Source organism: Pseudomonas sp. CBS (assembly GCF_024734645.1).
GTDB lineage: Bacteria > Pseudomonadota > Gammaproteobacteria > Pseudomonadales > Pseudomonadaceae > Aquipseudomonas.
In genome coordinates this window covers 6277824-6297744 of sequence record NZ_CP102929.1, presented here as the reverse complement: position 1 = coordinate 6297744, position 19921 = coordinate 6277824, and the positions used below count along the sequence as shown (strand labels likewise).

Annotated in this window: 14 protein-coding genes; 5 read left to right on the top strand and 9 right to left on the bottom strand. The window is 60.2% G+C overall.

Annotation, left to right across the window (positions count from 1 at the left end; translation table 11 throughout):
• Positions 1-122 precede the first annotated feature (122 nt).
• Positions 123-1586 carry a glyceraldehyde-3-phosphate dehydrogenase gene (locus NVB75_RS28700; RefSeq protein ID WP_023659083.1) on the bottom strand — a complete coding sequence of 488 codons (1464 nt, stop codon included), beginning with the start codon at positions 1584-1586 and terminating at the stop codon, positions 123-125.
• Between the two features lie 339 nt (positions 1587-1925).
• Here NVB75_RS28700 and mfd point away from each other — a divergent pair, with 339 nt between their 5' ends.
• Genes mfd through NVB75_RS28685 form a run of 3 tightly spaced genes read left to right on the top strand, consistent with a single transcriptional unit; the run spans position 1926 to position 8656 of the window.
• Positions 1926-5375 carry a transcription-repair coupling factor gene (gene mfd / locus NVB75_RS28695; RefSeq protein ID WP_017477206.1) on the top strand — a complete coding sequence of 1150 codons (3450 nt, stop codon included), beginning with the start codon at positions 1926-1928 and terminating at the stop codon, positions 5373-5375.
• 11 nt (positions 5376-5386) lie between these two features.
• Positions 5387-5956 carry a peptidoglycan binding protein CsiV gene (locus tag NVB75_RS28690; protein ID WP_258344412.1) on the top strand — a complete coding sequence of 190 codons (570 nt, stop codon included), beginning with the start codon at positions 5387-5389 and terminating at the stop codon, positions 5954-5956.
• Positions 5957-5965: 9 nt separating this feature from the next.
• Entirely contained in the window at positions 5966-8656 is a 2691-nt protein-coding gene (locus NVB75_RS28685) for a DEAD/DEAH box helicase (protein ID WP_258344410.1), read from the top strand.
• A 112-nt stretch (positions 8657-8768) separates the two neighbouring features.
• On the opposite strand, the gene nagZ is transcribed toward NVB75_RS28685, so the two are convergent.
• Together nagZ and psrA are read right to left on the bottom strand one after the other, a co-directional pair.
• Positions 8769-9779, bottom strand: a complete 1011-nt coding sequence (gene nagZ, locus NVB75_RS28680) for a beta-N-acetylhexosaminidase (RefSeq protein WP_003218962.1) — start codon at positions 9777-9779, stop codon at positions 8769-8771.
• Positions 9780-9949: 170 nt separating this feature from the next.
• Entirely contained in the window at positions 9950-10657 is a 708-nt protein-coding gene (psrA, locus tag NVB75_RS28675) for a transcriptional regulator PsrA (RefSeq protein WP_258344408.1), read from the bottom strand.
• Positions 10658-10919: 262 nt separating this feature from the next.
• Between psrA and lexA the strand changes: the two genes are divergently transcribed.
• Positions 10920-11528 carry a transcriptional repressor LexA gene (gene lexA / locus NVB75_RS28670; protein ID WP_003172575.1) on the top strand — a complete coding sequence of 203 codons (609 nt, stop codon included), beginning with the start codon at positions 10920-10922 and terminating at the stop codon, positions 11526-11528.
• Positions 11529-11538: 10 nt separating this feature from the next.
• Positions 11539-12012, top strand: a complete 474-nt coding sequence (gene sulA, locus NVB75_RS28665) for an SOS-induced cell division inhibitor SulA (protein ID WP_258344405.1) — start codon at positions 11539-11541, stop codon at positions 12010-12012.
• Positions 12013-12123: 111 nt separating this feature from the next.
• On the opposite strand, the gene NVB75_RS28660 is transcribed toward sulA, so the two are convergent.
• The 6 genes from NVB75_RS28660 to fadB all read right to left on the bottom strand — a co-directional run bounded on the left by NVB75_RS28660 (position 12124) and on the right by fadB (position 19575).
• Positions 12124-12357 (bottom strand): hypothetical protein, encoded by a 234-nt coding sequence (locus NVB75_RS28660; protein WP_177084693.1) that lies wholly within the window; start codon positions 12355-12357, stop codon positions 12124-12126.
• A 108-nt stretch (positions 12358-12465) separates the two neighbouring features.
• A complete protein-coding gene (locus NVB75_RS28655) occupies positions 12466-12987 on the bottom strand; it encodes a DUF6586 family protein (RefSeq protein WP_258344404.1) in 522 nt (173 codons plus the stop codon).
• 165 nt (positions 12988-13152) lie between these two features.
• Entirely contained in the window at positions 13153-15774 is a 2622-nt protein-coding gene (gene topA / locus NVB75_RS28650) for a type I DNA topoisomerase (protein ID WP_017477200.1), read from the bottom strand.
• 114 nt (positions 15775-15888) lie between these two features.
• Positions 15889-16125: a DUF1653 domain-containing protein gene (locus NVB75_RS28645; RefSeq protein ID WP_178964995.1), complete on the bottom strand. Its 237-nt coding sequence runs from the start codon at positions 16123-16125 to the stop codon at positions 15889-15891.
• A 97-nt stretch (positions 16126-16222) separates the two neighbouring features.
• Positions 16223-17398: an acetyl-CoA C-acyltransferase FadA gene (fadA, locus tag NVB75_RS28640; protein WP_010176360.1), complete on the bottom strand. Its 1176-nt coding sequence runs from the start codon at positions 17396-17398 to the stop codon at positions 16223-16225.
• Between the two features lie 29 nt (positions 17399-17427).
• A complete protein-coding gene (gene fadB, locus NVB75_RS28635; protein ID WP_258344403.1) occupies positions 17428-19575 on the bottom strand; it encodes a fatty acid oxidation complex subunit alpha FadB in 2148 nt (715 codons plus the stop codon).
• Between the last annotated feature and the right edge of the window lie 346 nt (positions 19576-19921).

The window sequence follows — 19921 nt, the reverse complement described above, 5'->3', positions numbered from 1 at the left end:
AATGTGGGAGCGGCGGTGCGACGATTCGACTTGCTCGCGAAGAGGCCCAGCCAACCACTACAAAACCCACAGACATAAAAAAGCCCCGAACCAGTCGGGGCTTTTTCATTTACCGCTGATGCTTAGCGCGGGAATGCTGGCGGGTTAACCCCGGCCATGTCTTCCATCACGCGAACCACCTGGCAGCTGTAACCGAACTCGTTGTCGTACCAGACGTACAGAACAACGCGGTTATCCTGGGTAATGGTCGCTTCAGCGTCCACCACACCGGCGTGGCGCGAGCCAACGAAGTCGGTGGACACCACTTCCTGCGAGTTGACGAAGTCGATTTGCTTATGCAGATCGGAGTGCAGCGCCATGTAGCGCAGGTACTCGTTCATCTCTTCACGGGTGGCGGCTTTCTCAAGGTTCAGGTTGAGAATGGCCATCGACACGTTCGGCGTCGGCACACGGATCGCGTTACCGGTCAGCTTGCCGGCCAGCTCAGGCAGGGCCTTGGCAGCAGCGGTGGCAGCACCGGTCTCGGTGATTACCATGTTCAGCGCGGCGCTACGGCCACGGCGATCGCCCTTGTGGAAGTTGTCGATCAGGTTCTGGTCGTTGGTGTACGAGTGAACCGTTTCAACGTGACCGTTAACGATGCCGAACTTGTCATTCACAGCTTTCAGCACCGGCACGATGGCGTTGGTGGTGCAGGAAGCGGCGGACACGATCTTGTCGTCAGCGGTGATTTCACCGTGGTTGATACCGTGCACGATGTTCTTCAGCTTGCCCTTGCCAGGCGCCGTCAGGACAACGCGGTCGATACCCGGGCACGCCAGGTGTTGGCCCAGGCCCTCGGCATCACGCCATACACCGGTGTTGTCCACCAGCAGTGCGTCCTTGATGCCGTACTGGGTGTAATCCACCTCAGACGGGTTCTTCGCGTAGATCACCTGGATCAGGTTACCGTTGGCGGTGATGGTGTTGTTTTCTTCGTCGATGACGATGGTGCCGTTGAACGGACCGTGTACCGAGTCGCGACGCAGCAGGCTGGCGCGTTTGGTCAGGTCGTTTTCTGCACCTTTACGCACCACGATGGCACGCAGGCGCAGACCGTCGCCGCCACCGGTTTTTTCGATCAGGATGCGCGCCAGCAGGCGGCCGATACGACCGAAGCCGTACAGCACAACGTCGGTGCCTTTGCGGGCAGCAGCGTTTTGCTGGCCAACCACGTCGGCCATTTCTTCACGCACGAACTGCTCGGCGGTACGGCCAGCGCCTTCTTTGCGGAATTTGTAGGCCAGCTTGCCCAGGTCTACCGAGGCCGCGCCGAGCTTGAGCTCGCTCATGGCTTTAAGCAGGGGGAATGTTTCGTGGACGGAGAGTTCGCTGTCGTCGGCGGAACGATGGCGAGCAAAGCGATGAGCCTTGAGAATCGCGATGACTGATTGGTTGATCAGGCTGCGGCCATAGATCGAGCTCACCACGTTGTTATTGCGGTAGAGCTGACCGATAAGCGGAATCATCGCTTCAGCGAGTGCTTCACGGTCGATCCATTCACCAAGACACTGGTCGGGCTTCTGAGTCACGGGAACCTTCCACATGTAGGGGCAGAAAAAAGGGGCTACATTATGCCGCTCGACTGCCCTCGGAGCAATGCGCGACCCGCAACAAAACCCCTTGCAAAAAAATATCGCCCCGCTGGAGCCCAGTAAATACGTGGCTTCCAGCGCACCCCCTTCTGAGCCATTGTGACAAAGTGTCCGTAACCCTCCGAAACATACACCGATTTCGGCACTACATAATGAGTCAAAAGGCGCCTTTGTTTGTCTTAGCCACTACATTTCCTACAAACCGTAATAGGCTCAGTCAGCAACTGACAGGCGGCACTCCGGGCCGTTACAATTACCGACTTTGTCGCAACGCTTGGAGCTCAACCTTCCGTGCCCGTTCTGCGTCTACCGCTTCTCCCTGCCGCGGCAGGTAAACAGCACTGGGGCAATCTGCCCGGTGCCGCCCTCAGCCTGGCCATTGCCGAGGCTGCCAGCGCTGCCAAGCGCTTTACCCTGCTGCTCACCGCCGACAGCCAAAGTGCCGAGCGGCTGGAACAGGAGCTGAGTTTCTTCGCCCCCGATTTGCCGGTGCTGCATTTTCCGGACTGGGAAACCCTGCCCTACGATCTGTTCTCGCCGCACCAGGACATTATTTCCCAGCGCATCGCCAGCCTGTACCGCTTGCCGGAACTGGCCCACGGCGTGTTGGTGGTGCCAATCACCACGGCCCTGCATCGCCTGGCGCCGACCAAGTTCCTGCTGGGCAGCAGCCTGGTGCTGGATATCGGCCAGAAGCTCGACGTGGAACAGATGCGCACCCGGCTTGAGGCCAGTGGTTATCGCTGCGTCGACACGGTGTACGAGCACGGTGAGTTCGCGGTGCGTGGCGCGCTGATCGACCTGTTCCCGATGGGCAGCAAACTGCCTTACCGGATCGACCTGTTCGACGACGAAATCGAAACCCTGCGTACCTTCGATCCGGAAAACCAGCGTTCCATCGACAAGGTCGACTCGGTCAAGCTGCTGCCGGCCCGGGAGTTTCCGCTGCAAAAAGACGCGGTCACGCGCTTCAAGGCACGTTTCCGCGAGCGCTTTGACGTGGACTTCCGCCGCTGCCCGATCTTCCAGGATTTGAGCAGCGGGATTACCCCCGCCGGTATCGAGTACTACCTGCCGCTGTTCTTCGACGAAACCTCGACCCTCTTCGATTACCTGCCCCAGGACACCCAAGTGTTCTCGCTGCCGGGCATCGAACAGGCGGCGGAGAACTTCTGGAATGACGTGCGCAACCGTTATGAAGAACGCCGCGTTGATCCGTCCCGTCCTTTATTGCCACCGGCCGAGCTGTTCCTGCCGGTGGAAGACTGCTTTGCCCGCCTGAAAAACTGGCCGCGCGTAGTCGCCAGCCAACAGGACGTGGACGCCGGCGCCGGCCGCGAGCGCTTCCCGGCACAAGCACTGCCGAACCTGGCGATTGAAGCCAAGGCCAACCAGCCGCTGGAAGCGCTGTCGAATTTCCTCGGTGACTTCCCCGGCCGCGTGCTGTTTACCGCCGAGTCCGCCGGGCGCCGCGAGGTGCTGCTGGAGTTGCTGGAACGCCTGAAGCTGCGGCCGAAAACCGTCGACAGCTGGCCGGACTTTGTCGCGAGCAAGGATCGCCTGGCGATCACCATCGCACCGCTGGACGAAGGCTTGCTGCTGGACGACCCGGCCCTGGCACTGATTGCCGAAAGCCCGCTGTTCGGTCAGCGGGTGATGCAGCGCCGCCGCCGCGAAAAACGCGCCGACGCCAACAACGATGCGGTGATCAAGAACCTCACCGAACTGCGCGAAGGCGCGCCGGTGGTGCATATCGACCACGGTGTGGGCCGTTACCTGGGCCTGCAGACCCTGGAGATCGATAACCAGGTGGCTGAATTCCTCACCATGGAATACGCCGAGGGCGCCAAGCTCTACGTGCCCGTGGCCAACCTGCACCTGATCGCCCGCTACACCGGCAGCGACGACGCCCTCGCGCCGTTGCACCGCCTCGGCTCCGAGACCTGGCAGAAAGCCAAGCGCAAGGCCGCCGAACAGGTACGCGACGTGGCTGCCGAGTTGCTCGACATCTATGCCCGCCGCGCCGCCCGTGAAGGTTATGCCTTTGCCGACCCGAAAGCCGACTACGCCACCTTCAGCGCGGGCTTTGCCTTCGAAGAAACCCCGGACCAGCAAACCACCATCGACGCCGTGCGCGCCGACATGCTGGCGCCCAAGCCGATGGACCGCCTGGTGTGCGGCGACGTGGGCTTCGGCAAGACCGAAGTGGCGATGCGCGCGGCCTTTATCGCGGTGCATGGTGGCCGCCAAGTGGCGATCCTCGTGCCGACCACCCTGCTCGCGCAGCAGCACTACAACAGCTTCCGCGACCGCTTTGCCGACTGGCCGGTGACCGTGGAAGTGATGAGCCGCTTCAAGTCGGCCAAGGAAGTGAACGCAGCCATCGCTGACCTGGCGGAAGGCAAGATCGACATTGTCATCGGCACTCACAAGCTGCTGTCGGATGACGTGAAGATCAAAAACCTCGGGCTGGTGATCATCGACGAAGAGCACCGCTTCGGTGTCCGTCAGAAGGAACAGCTCAAGGCCCTGCGCAGTGAAGTCGACATCCTGACCCTCACCGCCACACCGATCCCGCGCACGCTGAACATGGCGGTGTCGGGCATGCGTGACCTGTCGATCATCGCCACGCCGCCGGCGCGGCGGTTGTCGGTGCGCACCTTCGTCATGGAGCAGAACAAAAGCACAGTCAAGGAAGCCCTGCTGCGTGAGTTGCTGCGTGGCGGCCAGGTGTACTACCTGCACAACGATGTGAAAACCATCGAGAAATGCGCCGCCGACCTCGCCGAACTGGTACCAGAAGCGCGGATCGCCATCGGCCACGGGCAGATGCGCGAACGCGAACTCGAACAGGTGATGAGCGATTTCTACCACAAGCGCTTCAACGTGCTGATCGCCTCGACCATCATCGAGACCGGCATCGACGTGCCGAGCGCCAACACCATCATCATCGAGCGCGCCGACAAGTTCGGCCTGGCCCAGCTGCACCAGCTGCGCGGCCGGGTCGGGCGCAGTCACCACCAGGCGTACGCCTATTTGCTGACGCCGCCGCGCCAGCAGATCACTTCCGACGCCGAGAAGCGCCTGGAAGCGATCGCCAATACCCAGGACCTCGGCGCCGGCTTTGTGCTGGCCACCAACGACCTGGAAATCCGTGGTGCCGGCGAACTGCTGGGCGATGGCCAGAGCGGCCAGATCCAGGCCGTGGGTTTCACCCTTTATATGGAAATGCTCGAACGGGCAGTAAAAGCCATCCGCAAGGGCGAGCAACCGAACCTCGACCAACCGCTGGGTGGCGGCCCGGAAATCAACCTGCGCTTGCCGGCATTGATTCCCGAAGACTACCTGCCGGATGTGCATGCGCGGCTGATCCTGTACAAGCGCATCGCCTCGGCCACCGACGAAGACGGTCTCAAGGACCTGCAAGTGGAGATGATCGACCGCTTCGGCCTGCTGCCGGAACCGACCAAGAACCTGGTACGCCTGACCCTGCTCAAATTGCAGGCCGAGCAACTGGGTATCAAGAAGGTCGACGCCGGGCCGCAGGGCGGGCGTATCGAGTTCGAAGCGCAGACGCCGGTGGACCCACTGGTGCTGATCAAGCTGATTCAGGGCCAGCCCAATCGCTACAAGTTCGAAGGGGCTACGCTGTTCAAGTTCATGGTGCCGATGGAACGCGCCGAAGAACGCTTTAATACACTGGAGGCGCTGTTTGAGCGCCTCATCCCGAAATCTGCTTGAAGGACGCCCCAATGCGCCTGTTCCGCATTTTGAGCTTGTTGTTGGTGGTCGTTGCGCCTTCGGCGTTCGCCGACAGCCCGTACCTGGTGGAAATGATTCTGGTGCGCCAGAACGCCGAGCCGGTGATCAACAGTCGTGCGGCGCCGGAAGACTGGGACGCGGGCGCCCCTCGCCTGCCGGCCGACAAAATGAGCCCGCCGCGGCTGGGCAATATCGTCGACAAGCTCAGTGCCGACAATAACTACACCGTGTTGCTGCACCGGGCCTGGGATCAGAACCTCGGTGAACAACCGGTGAAGCTGGCCATCAGCGACGGCCAGGAACAGTTCGGCCAGTTCCCCATCGAAGGTACCCTGAGCCTGCAGCTCGGGCGCTTTACCGATATCGACGCCGACATCTGGGTCAACCAGTTCGACGCCAACGGCAGTGTCATTGCCAGCGAACACCTCAGCCAGCAAGACGTGCGCACCAAGAACAACCAGCTCAACTACCTGGACGGCGGCCACCTCGCCCTGCTGATCAAGATCACTTCGCTGACCGCCAAGCCGCCCAGCGCACCACCGCCCGACGTCCAGGACTGATCCAGCACCATGCCCCTGACGTCGTCGTTGACCAAACCCCTGGCCCCTTCGTGGGCCAATCGCTTTAAAGAGCAAAGCCTTGAGCGTGGCCGACGCTACGCCCTGGAAAACCGTGTGCGCATCGTCGAGTCCGGCGACAGCACCATCATTGCCAGTTGCGAAGGCTCGGGCGGCAACGTCTACCGCCAGACCATTTCGCTGCGCGAATCCGCCAAGGGCACGTTGATCCTGGTGGACAGCCGCTGCACCTGCCCCGTGCACACCAACTGCAAACACATCGCGGCGGTGCTGCTCAAGGTCCAGGAAACCCTGGCCTACCCGGCGGCGGCCCAGGATGCCGAGTTGCTGGAGAAGCTCCAGGCGGTGCTGGATAACCGCGTGGTATTGCCGCAAGTGGTGATAGAAGACGTACAACCGGTGCCGCGCCTATGGCTGGCGAGTATCGAATTCAGCGCCTTCGAACCGCGCAACGGCAAGATGCAGCGTTATATCCAGCACCGCGCAGCGTTGTCCTTCAACTATTTGGGCAACTACGTCAGCGGCCAGAAGAACGCCGATATTATCGTGCGCCAGGAACAGCAGAGCCTGCGGATCAAGCGCCACCCCGAGGTAGAGCAGCAGTTCCGCGAACAACTACGCCTGCTGGGCTTCAAGATCGCCACCCGCCAGAGCAAGGCCCTGCCGGAAAGTGCTGGCGAGCTGTTCGAGATGGTCAACGACAGCGCGTGGCTGAACTTCACCCTGAATGCCTCGCCGAACCTGCGCGCCCAGGGCTGGGAACTACAGATCGATGAAGATTTCGGCTTCGACCTGAGCGCCGTCGACGACTGGTACGCCAGCGTCGACGAGATGCCGGAGCGCGACTGGTTCGACTTGGAGCTGGGGATCATCGTCAACGGCGAACGCCTGAGTCTGCTGCCGATCCTGTTGAACCTGATGCGCTCCCACACCGAGATCCTCAACCCGGAAAAACTCGCCCGGCGCCGCGATGACGAACTGATCCTGGTGAACATTCCCGGCCTGCCCAACGGCCACGGCCCGCTGCAGGTGGCGCTGCCCTATGGCCGGCTGAAACCGGTGCTGGCGACCCTGGGCGAGTTCTATCTGCAAGAGCCCGGCACCACCGCACTGCGCCTGGCCAAGGCCGACGCCATTCGCCTGAACCCGCTGGAAGACTTGCCGCTGCAATGGGAAGGCGGCGAAAAGATCCGCAACTTCGCCCAGCGATTGCGGGACATCAAGGATTTCAGCTGCGAAGCGCCTGAAGGCTTGAACGCGACGTTGCGCCCTTACCAACTGGAAGGCCTGAGCTGGATGCAGTCGCTGCGCCAGCTCGACGTCGGCGGGATTCTTGCGGACGACATGGGCCTGGGCAAAACCCTGCAAACCCTGGCGCATATTCTCAGCGAGAAAATCGCCGGACGCCTCGACCGGCCGTGCATGGTGGTGATGCCCACCAGCCTGATCCCGAACTGGCTCGACGAAGCCGCGCACTTCACGCCGCAGCTCAAAGTATTGGCGCTGTATGGCGCCGGGCGTAAGAAACATTTCCCTCAGCTGCAGGACTACGACCTGCTGCTGACCACCTACGCCCTGCTGCCCAAGGACATCGAGCAACTGGCCGCCCTGCCCTTGCACGTGCTGATCCTCGACGAAGCGCAGTACATCAAGAACCCCAACAGCAAGGCCGCCCAGGCTGCCCGCGAGCTGAACGCCCGCCAGCGCCTGTGCCTCAGCGGTACACCGCTGGAAAACCACTTGGGCGAGCTGTGGTCGCTGTTCCACTTCCTGCTGCCAGGCTGGTTGGGAGATGTGAAGAGCTTCAACCGCGATTACCGCGTGCCAATCGAAAAACGCGGCAGCGATGTGCGATTGCAGCACCTTAATGGTCGGATCAAGCCGTTCCTGCTGCGCCGTACCAAGGAGCAGGTGGCGACGGAGTTGCCGCCCAAGACCGAGATCATTCATTGGGTCGACCTCAACGAAGCCCAGCGCGACGTGTACGAGACCATGCGCCTGGCGATGGACAAGAAAGTCCGCGACGAGATTACCCGCAAAGGCGTGGCCCGCAGCCAGATCATCATCCTCGAAGCGCTGCTCAAGTTGCGCCAGGTGTGCTGTGATTTGCGTCTGGTCAATGATGCGACGTTGCCGGCGAAGGGCAGCAGCTCGGGCAAGCTCGACAGCTTGATGGAGATGCTCGAAGAGTTGTTTGCCGAAGGCCGCAGGATTTTGCTGTTTTCCCAGTTCACCTCGATGCTGAGCCTGATCGAAGCAGAGCTGAAAAAACGTGGCGTTGCCTATGCGCTGTTGACCGGGCAGACCCGGGACCGACGCACGCCGGTGAAGGATTTCCAGAGCGGCAAGCTGCAGATCTTTCTGATCAGCCTGAAGGCCGGTGGCGTCGGGCTTAACCTGACGGAAGCCGACACGGTGATTCACTACGACCCGTGGTGGAACCCGGCCACGGAAAACCAGGCGACCGACCGTGCGTATCGTATTGGCCAGGAGAAGCCGGTGTTCGTCTACAAGATGATTGCCCGGGGCACCGTGGAAGAGAAAATCCAGCATTTGCAGAAGGAAAAGTCTGATCTGGCGGCGGGCGTTCTGGATGGGCGGACGACGGGGGATTGGAAGCTGGGGAATGAGGATATCGAGGCGTTGTTTGCGCCGTTGCCGCACAAGCAGGAAAAGCGCTGACTGTTAGATCGCCTTCGCGAGCAAGCCCGCTCCCACACTTGACCGCATATACCCTGGAGGAATGCGGTCGGATGTGGGAGCGGGCTTGCTCGCGAAGGGCGCACCACAGTTGTCAGTCGATTAACTGAGCATCTCGCAGCGCACCCAACGCCGCCAGCCAACGCGGATCCTGCTTGTACTCGGTCGAAGCCACCGCCTGGCCCCGCATCCGCGCGATACGCGCCGATGGCGTGACCTTCATGCGCTGGGCAGCACTCAGGGCCAATTCAGCGGCCGCGCGGTCGTTGCACACCAACCCCATGTCGCAACCGGCAGTCAACGCAGCCTCGATACGGCTCGCAGCATCACCGACCACATGGGCACCCGCCATCGACAGGTCGTCACTGAAGATCACCCCGTCGAACTGCAACTCACCGCGCAGGATGTCCTGCAGCCAGCGCCGGGAAAAGCCGGCTGGTTGCGCGTCGACCTGTGGATAAATCACGTGGGCCGGCATGACGGCCGCCAACTGCTTGCTCAGGCGTGCGAAAGGCACCAGGTCATTGGCGCGAATCTGCTCCAGGCTGCGCTCGTCATTGGGAATGGCGACGTGGGAATCGGCTTCAGCCCAGCCGTGGCCGGGGAAGTGTTTGCCGGTGGCCGCCATGCCGGCGCTGTTCATCCCGCGGATGAAGGCACCGGCAAGCACGGCGGCGCGCTCGGGGTCGCCTTCGAATGCGCGCGTGCCCACGACTGCGCTGCGCTGGTAATCGAGGTCCAGCACCGGCGCGAAGCTCAGGTCCAGGCCGACTGCCAGCACTTCTGTCGCCATGATCCAGCCGCACTGCTCGGCCAGTTGCTCGGCATTCGGGTTGTCGGCCAAGGCGCGCATCGCCGGCAGGCGGACAAAGCCCTGGCGCAAGCGCTGAACGCGGCCGCCTTCCTGATCGACCGCCAGCAGCAGGTCCGGGCGCACGGCGCGAATCGCGGCGCTCAACTCACGCACCTGGCGCGGGTGCTCGATGTTGCGCGCAAAAATGATCAGGCCGCCCACCTCGGGCTGGCGCAACAAGTGGCGATCTTCAGCCGTCAGCCAGGTACCGGCGACGTCCACCATCAAAGAGCCTTGCAGGGCTTGGGTCATAAAGCTTCCTTAAATAACGCGCGCAGCCCGGAGCCCTCACGAGATCGCATCGCCAGGATTGAACCTGGAAACGGACGCTCAGCGGGAGCAACGGGCTGTGGGTAAATAGCTGAAATCGGCATGGGCGGCTAGCTTAGCGGATGCAAGCGGCCGCGCACACCCGGACGGGGTTAAACCTTGGTCGGTACCGGTACCGACTTGCTGCGGGGACGCAACTGGGCGGCGGCCATGGCCTGGTCGGTAACGCCGGTTTCGGCACGCATGCCGGCAGCGAGAAACGGCACCATCAGGCGCATCACCTGCTCGATGGAGGTGTTGACGCCAAAGTCGGTCTCGGCAATCGCACGCAGGGCCTTGATCCCGGACATGCTGAACGCCGCGGCACCGAGCATGAAGTGCACGCGCCAGAACAGCTCGATCGGCGGAATACGCGGTGCGGCTTCGTTGACCAGCAACATATAGCGGCGGAACACCTTGCCGTACATGTCTTCCAGGTAGCGACGCAGGTGACCCTGGCTCTGGCTGAATGCCAGGCCCAACAGGCGCATGAAGATCGACAGGTCGTTGCCGCTGCGAGGCTGGACCACCAAGGCTTGTTCTACGAGGATTTCCAGCAGGTCTTCCAGGCTTGGCTTGTTTTCAGGCTTGGCCTGGCGACGCTCCAGCTCACGGTCGAGGCTGATACAGAAAGGCCCCAGGAACCGAGAGAACACGGCCTGGATCAGCGCCTTCTTGGAGCCGAAGTGGTAGTTCACTGCTGCCAGGTTGACCCCGGCCTTGCTGGTGATCAGCCGCAATGAGGTTTCAGCAAATCCTTTTTCCGCGAACAACTGCTCGGCAGCATCGAGAATGCGTTCAACGGTTTCCGACTGGGCCATGGCTACTCCGCCTGACAAACACTTGTTTGAAACATACGTTTCAAGCTGTGTCTTGTCAAGCCTGCAGGTCGCTTTGCGGCTGGTCGGTCACCGATTTCATGGCCATTTAATCACATTCGCCAAGGTCTGTAGGCAGTGCTGTTTTCAGCCTGTAGGACGTATGACAAACGACCGTCCAGCGGAGTGACTGAAAACGGTGATTGCCAAGCGCAGTCCACTGTATATAATCCCAGTCACTGTATAAAAAGACAGAGCGATCAACATGCTAAAACTGACGCCACGCCAAGCTGAGATTCTGGCTTTTATCAAGCGCTGCCTCGATGACAACGGCTACCCGCCGACCCGAGCGGAAATTGCGCTGGAACTGGGATTCAAGTCGCCCAACGCCGCTGAAGAACACCTCAAGGCCCTCGCCCGCAAAGGTGCGATCGAGATGACCCCGGGTGCCTCACGGGGCATTCGTATCCCTGGCTTCGAAGCCAAGGCCGACGAGTCGACACTGCCGATTATCGGGCGGGTCGCAGCCGGTGCGCCGATCCTGGCGCAACAGCACGTCGAGGAATCCTGCAATATCAACCCGACGTTCTTCCATCCCCGTGCCGACTACCTGTTGCGAGTCCACGGCATGAGCATGAAGGACGTGGGTATTTTCGACGGCGATCTGCTGGCCGTCCATACCACACGTGAAGCCCGCAATGGCCAGATCGTCGTCGCCCGTATTGGCGATGAAGTGACGGTCAAACGCTTCAAGCGCGAAGGCAGCAAGGTCTGGCTACTGGCCGAGAACCCTGAGTTTGCGCCGATTGAAGTGAACCTGAAGGATCAGGACCTGGTGATTGAAGGCTTGAGCGTCGGCGTTATTCGCCGCTAACGGAGGCATCATGCAGTTCCTACAGACCCCACAACACACTCAGCTGTCGCTGTTTGAGGCCTTTATGGCCCAGCCCCTTGCGCCCATCCTCAAGGAAACGGTCGAAGCGCCCTGGAGCGCCGAACCCGAGGCGTTCAGTGAACTGTCGTTGCGCGGTGCTGCCGGGAGCTGCCTGAGCCTGCTGGCGCCGATCCTTCGCGAATTGAGCGAGGAACAGGATGCACGCTGGCTGACGCTGATCGCCCCACCGTCCAGCCTGACTCAGGCCTGGCTGCGGGACGCAGGCCTGAACCGCGAACGCATTCTGTTGCTGCAACCCCGCGGAGCCCAAAGTGCCCAGCAGCTGACCTGCGAAGCCTTGCGCCTGGGCCGTAGCCATACGGTGGTCAGCTGGCTGAACCCACTGACCACAGCGGCCAGGCAACAACTGATCAGCGCCGCACGTACGGGCGATGCACAGAGCTTGAACATTCGGTTGGGATAAAACGATGCGCGGATAACTGACGGTTATCAGTGTCCGCCATGACGCAAGGCTTCTTCAGGATTGAGAAGCCGATCTGCACGATTGAACCTTACAAAAAGCCGACAGACGGACTCAGTGAAGAATCCGCGAACCGTCTTCTTTCTCCGGCTCGCCTTCAGCCAGGCGCCCTGCCATCTGCACACCGACGCTCAACATGGCTTTCGCCACTTCCACGTGCTGGCCTTGCAGGAACGCTTTTGCGTCTTCGGAAAAATCCAAAATAACCAGAGAACCCTCGTCCTCAGCCCGGCGCAGCTCGATTCGGCCGTCGGGCAATTCAACAATTTCCAGAAAGGACGTTGGCATAAAAGTCTGTTCTCCACGAAAGGCCGGCATTATATCAGTCATCAGCGCGGCCTCGCTCAGGATCTGGACAGCTTTCTTTACGGCTTGATGAATGGTGCCCGGCTTAACTCAGCACTCGTTCAATCCATCCCGAAACCGAATGGCCAGTTTCTTCAACTCCTGCCTCCAGCTTTCCAGCTCCTCTCGGCTTAATGGCTCAGGCCCTTCTTCGTCCAGGCTCACGGCCACGATCAGCGGCTGGGTCACATCGCCTTTGGGAGTGTGTTTCACCCGTGGAGGCTGAAACATATCGGCGTGTGCTACCAGCAATCGGGCCAGCCAGCTGTCCGGGCTCTGCGCCATCTCCACCAACTCGGCCAACTCCGGGATGGCCATGGTCTCCAGCACGTCACGGTTGATGATCATCTCTGCACGCGGTGAGCCGGCCTGAGGCAAGCGATAGAACCCGGCGATCTCATGGCACAAGCCAAGCAAGGCGCCATACAGGTGGAACAGCGCCGCTTCACGCCCGGCCTGTACCAGCGCGATAGCGTTCATCTCCTTTCCTTCTTCGGCACGGCCAAGGGCTTCCAGGGACAAACCCGCGAAGTAAATTTTCTGGTTGGTACGGGTATAGAGTTCGTTGGCCATGAAGGCAGTCTCCACAACGAATAAGGCGTGATGCTGGCTGTGTAGGAGCGAGCTTGCTCGCGAAAAACCTGAGAGCACCGTGGGGTGTCAGGTTTCCCGCGTTATCGTTAACGACCATCGCGAGCGAGCTCGCTCCTACATAGAGCCATAGCCTTCACAGGCGAATCAAGCGCCCTGGCGCTTGTCCTCGACCTTCCACTTGCCACCGTCGTAGAACGCTTTCCAGCCGGTAGGCTTGCCTTCCACTTCGGTCTGCACGTACTGCTCCTTGGTCTTGCGGCTGTAGCGGATTACGGACGGGCGACCGTCCGGGTCCTTCTTCGGCGCTTCACAGAGGAAGTGGTACTTCGGATCGATCTCGTCCTTGTGGGGCACGATCTCGATCACCAGCGGAGCACGGGTTTCGCGGTTTTTCGGGAACTGGCTGGCAGCCAGGAACAGCCCCGAAGCGCCATCACGCAGGATGTAGGTGTCGTTGACCTTCTCGCACTTGAGTTCAGGCATCTTCACCGGGTCCATCTTCGGCGGCGCCGCGTCACCGCTTTTCAGCAGTTTGCGGGTGTTCTTGCACGTCGGGTTGGTGCAACCGAAGAACTTGCCGAAACGGCCGGTCTTGAGCTGCATCTCGCTGCCGCACTTGTCGCATTCCAGGCTCGGACCTTCGTAGCCCTTGATGCGGTAAGTGCCTTCTTCGATCTCATAGCCGTTGCAATCCGGATTGTTACCGCAGATGTGCAGCTTGTGCTTCTCGTCCAGCAGGTAGGCGTCCATCGCCGTGCTGCAGATCGGGCAACGGTGCTTGCCACGCAGTACCAGCGACTCGGATTCACCCTCGTCATCGGCAGCGATTTCATCGCCTGGCACCAGGTTGACGGTGGCCTTGCAGCGCTCTTTCGGCGGCAGGCTGTAACCCGAGCAACCGAGGAACACACCGGTGGACGCCGTACGAATCTGCATCGGGCGACCGCAGGTGAGGCACGGAATGTCCGTCATCACCGGCTGGTTGGCACGCATGCCGTTCTCGGCACTTTCAGCCACTTCGAGTTTCTTCTTGAAGTCGCCGTAGAACTCGTCGAGCACGTTTTTCCAGTCGCGTTCGCCCTGGGCCACGTCATCGAGGTTCTCTTCCATGCCGGCGGTGAAGCCGTAGTCCATCAGGTTGGAGAAGCTCTCGGACAGGCGCTCGGTGACGATGTCGCCCATCTTTTCCGAGTAGAAACGACGGTTGTGCAAGGCGACGTAGCCGCGGTCCTGGATGGTGGAAATGATCGCCGCATAGGTCGAAGGACGACCGATACCGCGCTTTTCCATCTCCTTGACCAGGCTGGCTTCCGAATAACGCGCCGGCGGCTTGGTGAAGTGCTGGGACGGGTCGAGCTTGATCAGCTTCAACACATCGCCCTGAGCCATATCCGGCAGAACGTCGTCGTCGCCCGGCTTGGCGATTTGCGGCATCACGCGGGTGTAACCGTCGAACTTGAGGATACGGCCCTTGGCACGCAGCTCGAAGTCACCAGCACCCACGCTGACAGTCGTCGACAGGTATTGCGCCGGCAGCATCTGGCAGGCCAGGAACTGGCGCCAGATCAGCTCATAGAGGCGCTCAGCGTCGCGCTCCATGCCGCTCAGCTTGCTTGGCTCGGTGTTGGCGTCGGAGGGACGAATCGCTTCGTGAGCCTCTTGTGCGCCTTCCTTGCTGCTATAGACGTTCGGCTTCTCCGGCAGGTACTTCTTGCCGAACTCGCTTTCAATATAAGTGCGCGCCATTGCCACCGCGTCTTGCGACAGGTTGGTGGAGTCGGTACGCATATATGTGATGTAGCCCGCTTCATACAGACGCTGGGCCATCATCATGGTTTTCTTCACCCCGAAGCCCAGGCGGTTGCTCGCAGCCTGTTGCAGGGTGGACGTGATGAACGGCGCCGACGGCTTGCTGCTGGTGGGCTTGTCTTCACGCTTGACGATGCTGTAGCTGGAAGCCTTGAGCTTCTCCAGCGCGGCCATGGCCTGGGCTTCGTTGAGCGGCTTGAAGGCCTCGCCTTTCTCGCGGGCCACCTCAAAGCGCACGTTGTTGCCCTTGGCGGTGCCCAGGTCAGCGTGCACTTCCCAGTATTCTTCGGGGTTGAACGCACGAATCTCGCGTTCACGCTCCACCACCAGCTTTACCGCAACCGATTGCACACGGCCGGCGGACAGGCCACGGGCGATCTTCGCCCACAGCAGCGGCGAGACCATGTAACCCACGACGCGGTCGAGGAAGCGACGGGCCTGCTGGGCATTGACGCGGTCAATGTCCAGTTCGCCCGGTTTGGAGAAGGCTTCCTGGATCGCCTTCTTGGTAATTTCGTTGAACACCACGCGCTTGTAGCGGCTGTCGTCACCACCGATGGCTTCCCGCAGGTGCCAGGCAATAGCCTCCCCTTCGCGGTCCAAGTCGGTTGCGAGATAGATGGTGTCAGCATCTTTGGCGAGCCGGCGCAGCTCTTCGATGACCTTTTCCTTGCCTGGGAGGATCTCGTACTTGGCTTTCCAGCCATGATCGGGATCGACACCCATGCGCGAGACCAGCTGCTTGCGCGCTTTCTCTTTAGGCGTGAGCACCGGACCTTCGCCCGCAGCCGCCTTGCCGCGCTTGGCGGCAGGCTCCTTGCTGGCGCTAGCCGAACCGCTGGTGGGCAGGTCTCGGATATGGCCGATACTCGACTTCACCACGTACTCGTTACCCAAGTACTTGTTGATGGTCTTGGCCTTAGCCGGGGATTCCACAATGACCAGCGATTTGCCCATGGATCGGAAAATTCCTGAATTCGAGAAGTGAAAGGCGGTTGGCGCCTGACGCGGCAACGCTATATATAGTGGCAACAAGGTGAGGTCAAGCGCAGCATTCTGCGCGGCCTGCCTTTATTGCGCGGAAAAAAGGCTGGCTTCGGCCTGGATCAAAGCAAAGCGCGGGACCTGTTCGCCGTCAACTTCGACGGTCTCCAGGAACATGCTCAAGGGACGCACCCAAAAGCCGTAATCGCCATACAGTGCTTGGTAAAACACCACTTCCTCTTCGGTCTCGGAATGCCGCGCCACATTAAAAACGCGGTACTGCGGACCTTTATAATGCTGGTAGAGCCCTGGTTCGACTTTCATGCTCTGGCCCTCTTACAAAATTTGTTAAAAAAAAATATAAAAAATTCCAAAAAACAAAAACCGGGGCACTGGGCCCCGGCTTCCGTCAACGAAACGTTTAGATACGTTCGAAGACGGTGGAGATGCCTTGGCCGAGGCCAATGCACATGGTCGCAACGCCAAGGTTGCCGCCATTTTGCTTCATCACGTTCAGCAACGTGCCGGAGATACGAGCGCCGGAACACCCAAACGGGTGACCCAAGGCAATCGCGCCGCCGTGCAGGTTAACCTTCTCGTTCATCTTGTCGAGCACTTTCAAATCTTTCAGCACTGGCAGGGCCTGTGCGGCGAAAGCTTCGTTGAGCTCGAAGAAGTCGATGTCGGAGATAGTCAGGCCTGCGCGCTTCAATGCTTTTTGTGTGGCCGGTACTGGACCATAGCCCATGATTGCCGGGTCCACACCTGCGACTGCCATCGAACGGATCACGGCCATCGGCTGGATGCCCAGGTCCTGGGCACGCTGGGCCGACATCACGATCATGCACGAAGCCCCGTCAGTGATCTGCGACGAAGTACCGGCAGTCACGGTGCCGCCCTTTGGATTGAAGGCCGGCTTCAAGGCCGCCAGGCTTTCCAGGGTGGTGTCCGGACGAATGGTTTCGTCGTAGTCGAACAGTTTCAGGAAACCGTTCTCGTCGTAGCCGTTCATCGGGATGATTTCATCCTTGAACTTGCCTTCCAGGGTGGCCTTGTGGGCCAACTGGTGGGAACGCAGGCCGAATGCATCCTGGGCTTCGCGAGTAATGCCGTGCATTTTGCCGAGCATTTCAGCGGTGAGGCCCATCATGCCCGAGGCTTTCGCCGCGTACAGGGACATGTGCGGGTTCGGATCGACACCGTGCATCATGCTGACGTGGCCCATGTGCTCCACGCCGCCGACCACGAACACATCACCGTTACCGGTCATGATCGCTTGGGCAGCGGTGTGCAGCGCGCTCATGGACGAGCCACACAGGCGGCTGACGGTCTGGCCGGCAGCGGTGTGCGGGATCTGCGTCATCAAGGAAGCCATGCGGGCGATGTTCCAGCCCTGCTCCAGGGTCTGGTTGACGCAGCCCCAGATCACGTCTTCGACTTCGTTGGGGTCGACCTTGACGTTGCGTTCCAGCAATTTGCTGATCAGGTGCGCCGACATGTCTTCAGCGCGGGTGTTGCGGTGCATGCCGCCCTTGGAGCGGCCCATCGGCGTACGACCGAAGTCGACAATCACGACGTCTCTTGGATTCAAGCTCATAAATATTCTCGCTCTAGTCGTCTGGGCACTTAACCGAAGAAGCTCTGGCCGTTCTTGGCCATCTCACGCAGCTTCGCAGTCGGGTGGTACAGCGGGCCCAGATCAGCGTATTGATCAGCCAGGGCAACGAACTCGGCCACACCGATGGAATCGATGTAACGCAGCGCACCACCACGGAATGGAGGGAAACCAATACCGTAGACCAGGCCCATGTCGGCCTCGGCTGCGGTTTCAACGATGCCGTCTTCCAGGCAGCGTACGGTTTCCAGGCACAGGGCGATCATCATCCAGTTGACGATGTCCTCGTCGGACACTTCACGCTGTTCGTAGATGACCGGCGCGAGTACTTCGTGAACCGATGGGTCGGCCACTTTCTTCTGCTTGCCCTTCTTGTCGGTCTCGTAAGCGTAGAAACCCTTGCCGTTCTTCTGGCCCAGGCGCTTGGCTTCGTAGAGCGCGTCGATCGCCGAGCGGCGGTCATCTTTCATACGATCCGGGAAGCCTTCAGCCATCACGTCACGACCGTGGTGGCCGGTGTCGATGCCGACCACGTCCATCAGGTACGCCGGGCCCATTGGCCAGCCGAATTTTTCCATGATTTTGTCGATGCGCACGAAGTCCACACCGGCGCTGACCAGCTTGGCGAAGCCGCCGAAGTACGGGAACAGCACGCGGTTGACCAGGAAGCCCGGGCAGTCGTTGACGACGATCGGGTTCTTACCCATTTTCTTGGCGTAGGCAACGGTGGTGGCAACGGCCAGTTCGCTGGACTTCTCGCCACGGATCACTTCCACCAGCGGCATCATGTGCACCGGGTTGAAGAAGTGCATGCCGACGAAGTTTTCCGGACGCTTGAGGGCCTTGGCCAGCAAGGTGATGGAAATGGTCGAGGTGTTGGAAGCCAGGATGGTGTCTTCTTTAACCTGGGCTTCAACTTCAGCCAGTACCGCCTGCTTGACCTTCGGGTTCTCGACAACCGCTTCGACCACCAGGTCGACGTGGCCGAAATCGCCGTAGGACAGCGTAGGACGAATGCCGTTAAGCACTTCAGCCATTTTCGCTGCCGTCATGCGGCCTTTATCAACGCGGCCAACTAACAGTTTCGCGGCTTCTGCCAGACCCTGCTCGATACCGTGCTCGTTGATGTCTTTCATCAGGATCGGCGTGCCTTTGGACGCCGACTGATAGGCGATACCGCCGCCCATGATACCGGCGCCGAGTACGGCAGCCTGCTTCACGTCGCGGGCGATTTCGTCGTAGGCCTTGGCCTTTTTCTTCAGTTCCTGGTCGTTCAGGAACAGACCGATCAAGCTCTGCGCCGCAGAAGTCTTGGCCAGTTTGACGAAACCAGCGGCTTCGATTTCCAGGGCCTTGTCGCGACCGAAGTTCGCGGCCTTCTGGATGGTCTTGATCGCTTCAACCGGCGCCGGGTAGTTCGGGCCGGCCTGGCCAGCCACGAAACCTTTGGCGGTTTCGAACGACATCATTTGTTCGATGGCGTTGAGCTTGAGTTTTTCGAGCTTTGGCTGACGCTTGGCCTTGTAGTCAAACTCGCCGCTGATGGCGCCTTTGATCAGGTTCAATGCGGCTTCTGCCAGCTTGTCGGGAGCCACCACGGCATCCACGGCGCCGACTTTCAGCGCGTCTTCAGCACGGTTTTCCTTGCCGGCGGCAATCCACTCGATGGCGTTGTCGGCACCGATGATGCGCGGCAGGCGCACGGTACCGCCGAAGCCTGGGTAGATGCCCAGCTTCACTTCCGGCAGGCCGATTTTCGCGGTGGCCGACATCACACGGAAGTCGGCGGCCAGGCACATTTCCAGACCGCCGCCCAAGGCGATGCCATTGATCGCGGCAACGGTCGGCACGTTGAGGTCTTCGAAATCGCTGAAAATCTTGTTGGCTTCGAGGTTGCCAGCCACAAGCTCGGCATCGGGCAGCTTGAAGTTGTCGACGAATTCGGTGATGTCAGCGCCGACGATGAACACGTCCTTGCCGCTGGAGACGATCACGCCCTTGACCGATGCATCTGCTTTGATGGTGTCTACGGCCTGACGCAATTCATTCAGGGTTAGACGGTTGAACTTGTTGACGGACTCACCCTTGAGGTCGAATTTCAATTCGACGATGCCACTTTCAAGAGCCTTAACCGTGATGGCTTTACCTTCGTAAATCATCAACTGATCTCCACGATATGGAAGCTGAACAGTACACGTCGGACGCAGGATTCAGCGTAGACACTGACGTTACCGTCGATGCTAACGCCAAGTTGCCAGGCACACCCGCCAACGCGATAGTCGGGATTCTGTACGAACGGTCTGAAAGACAAACGCTCAATTCATACGCCCGTTTGATTTGGGTACGTCACCTTCAGCCAAATCCGATGAATTGTCAATCGCTCGAAAGGGCCGCAAAAACGCGACTTTTCAGTCATTTCAGAACCCGGGGCAGCCGGCATCGCCCCGCCAATGTTTAATCATTCGCGAAATCAATAATGTGAATTTTGATTTAAAGGGCTGTACA

Coding starts and splice junctions, on each gene's coding strand:
- NVB75_RS28655 (WP_258344404.1), bottom strand. CDS start 12,987: ATGGCCAACGAACTCTATACCCGTACCAACCAGAAAATTTACTTCGCG.
- NVB75_RS28700 (WP_023659083.1), bottom strand. CDS start 1,586: ATGTGGAAGGTTCCCGTGACTCAGAAGCCCGACCAGTGTCTTGGTGAA.
- sulA (WP_258344405.1), top strand. CDS start 11,539: ATGCAGTTCCTACAGACCCCACAACACACTCAGCTGTCGCTGTTTGAG.
- lexA (WP_003172575.1), top strand. CDS start 10,920: ATGCTAAAACTGACGCCACGCCAAGCTGAGATTCTGGCTTTTATCAAG.
- topA (WP_017477200.1), bottom strand. CDS start 15,774: ATGGGCAAATCGCTGGTCATTGTGGAATCCCCGGCTAAGGCCAAGACC.
- nagZ (WP_003218962.1), bottom strand. CDS start 9,779: ATGACCCAAGCCCTGCAAGGCTCTTTGATGGTGGACGTCGCCGGTACC.
- NVB75_RS28660 (WP_177084693.1), bottom strand. CDS start 12,357: ATGCCAACGTCCTTTCTGGAAATTGTTGAATTGCCCGACGGCCGAATC.
- NVB75_RS28690 (WP_258344412.1), top strand. CDS start 5,387: ATGCGCCTGTTCCGCATTTTGAGCTTGTTGTTGGTGGTCGTTGCGCCT.
- fadA (WP_010176360.1), bottom strand. CDS start 17,398: ATGAGCTTGAATCCAAGAGACGTCGTGATTGTCGACTTCGGTCGTACG.
- fadB (WP_258344403.1), bottom strand. CDS start 19,575: ATGATTTACGAAGGTAAAGCCATCACGGTTAAGGCTCTTGAAAGTGGC.
- NVB75_RS28645 (WP_178964995.1), bottom strand. CDS start 16,125: ATGAAAGTCGAACCAGGGCTCTACCAGCATTATAAAGGTCCGCAGTAC.
- NVB75_RS28685 (WP_258344410.1), top strand. CDS start 5,966: ATGCCCCTGACGTCGTCGTTGACCAAACCCCTGGCCCCTTCGTGGGCC.
- psrA (WP_258344408.1), bottom strand. CDS start 10,657: ATGGCCCAGTCGGAAACCGTTGAACGCATTCTCGATGCTGCCGAGCAG.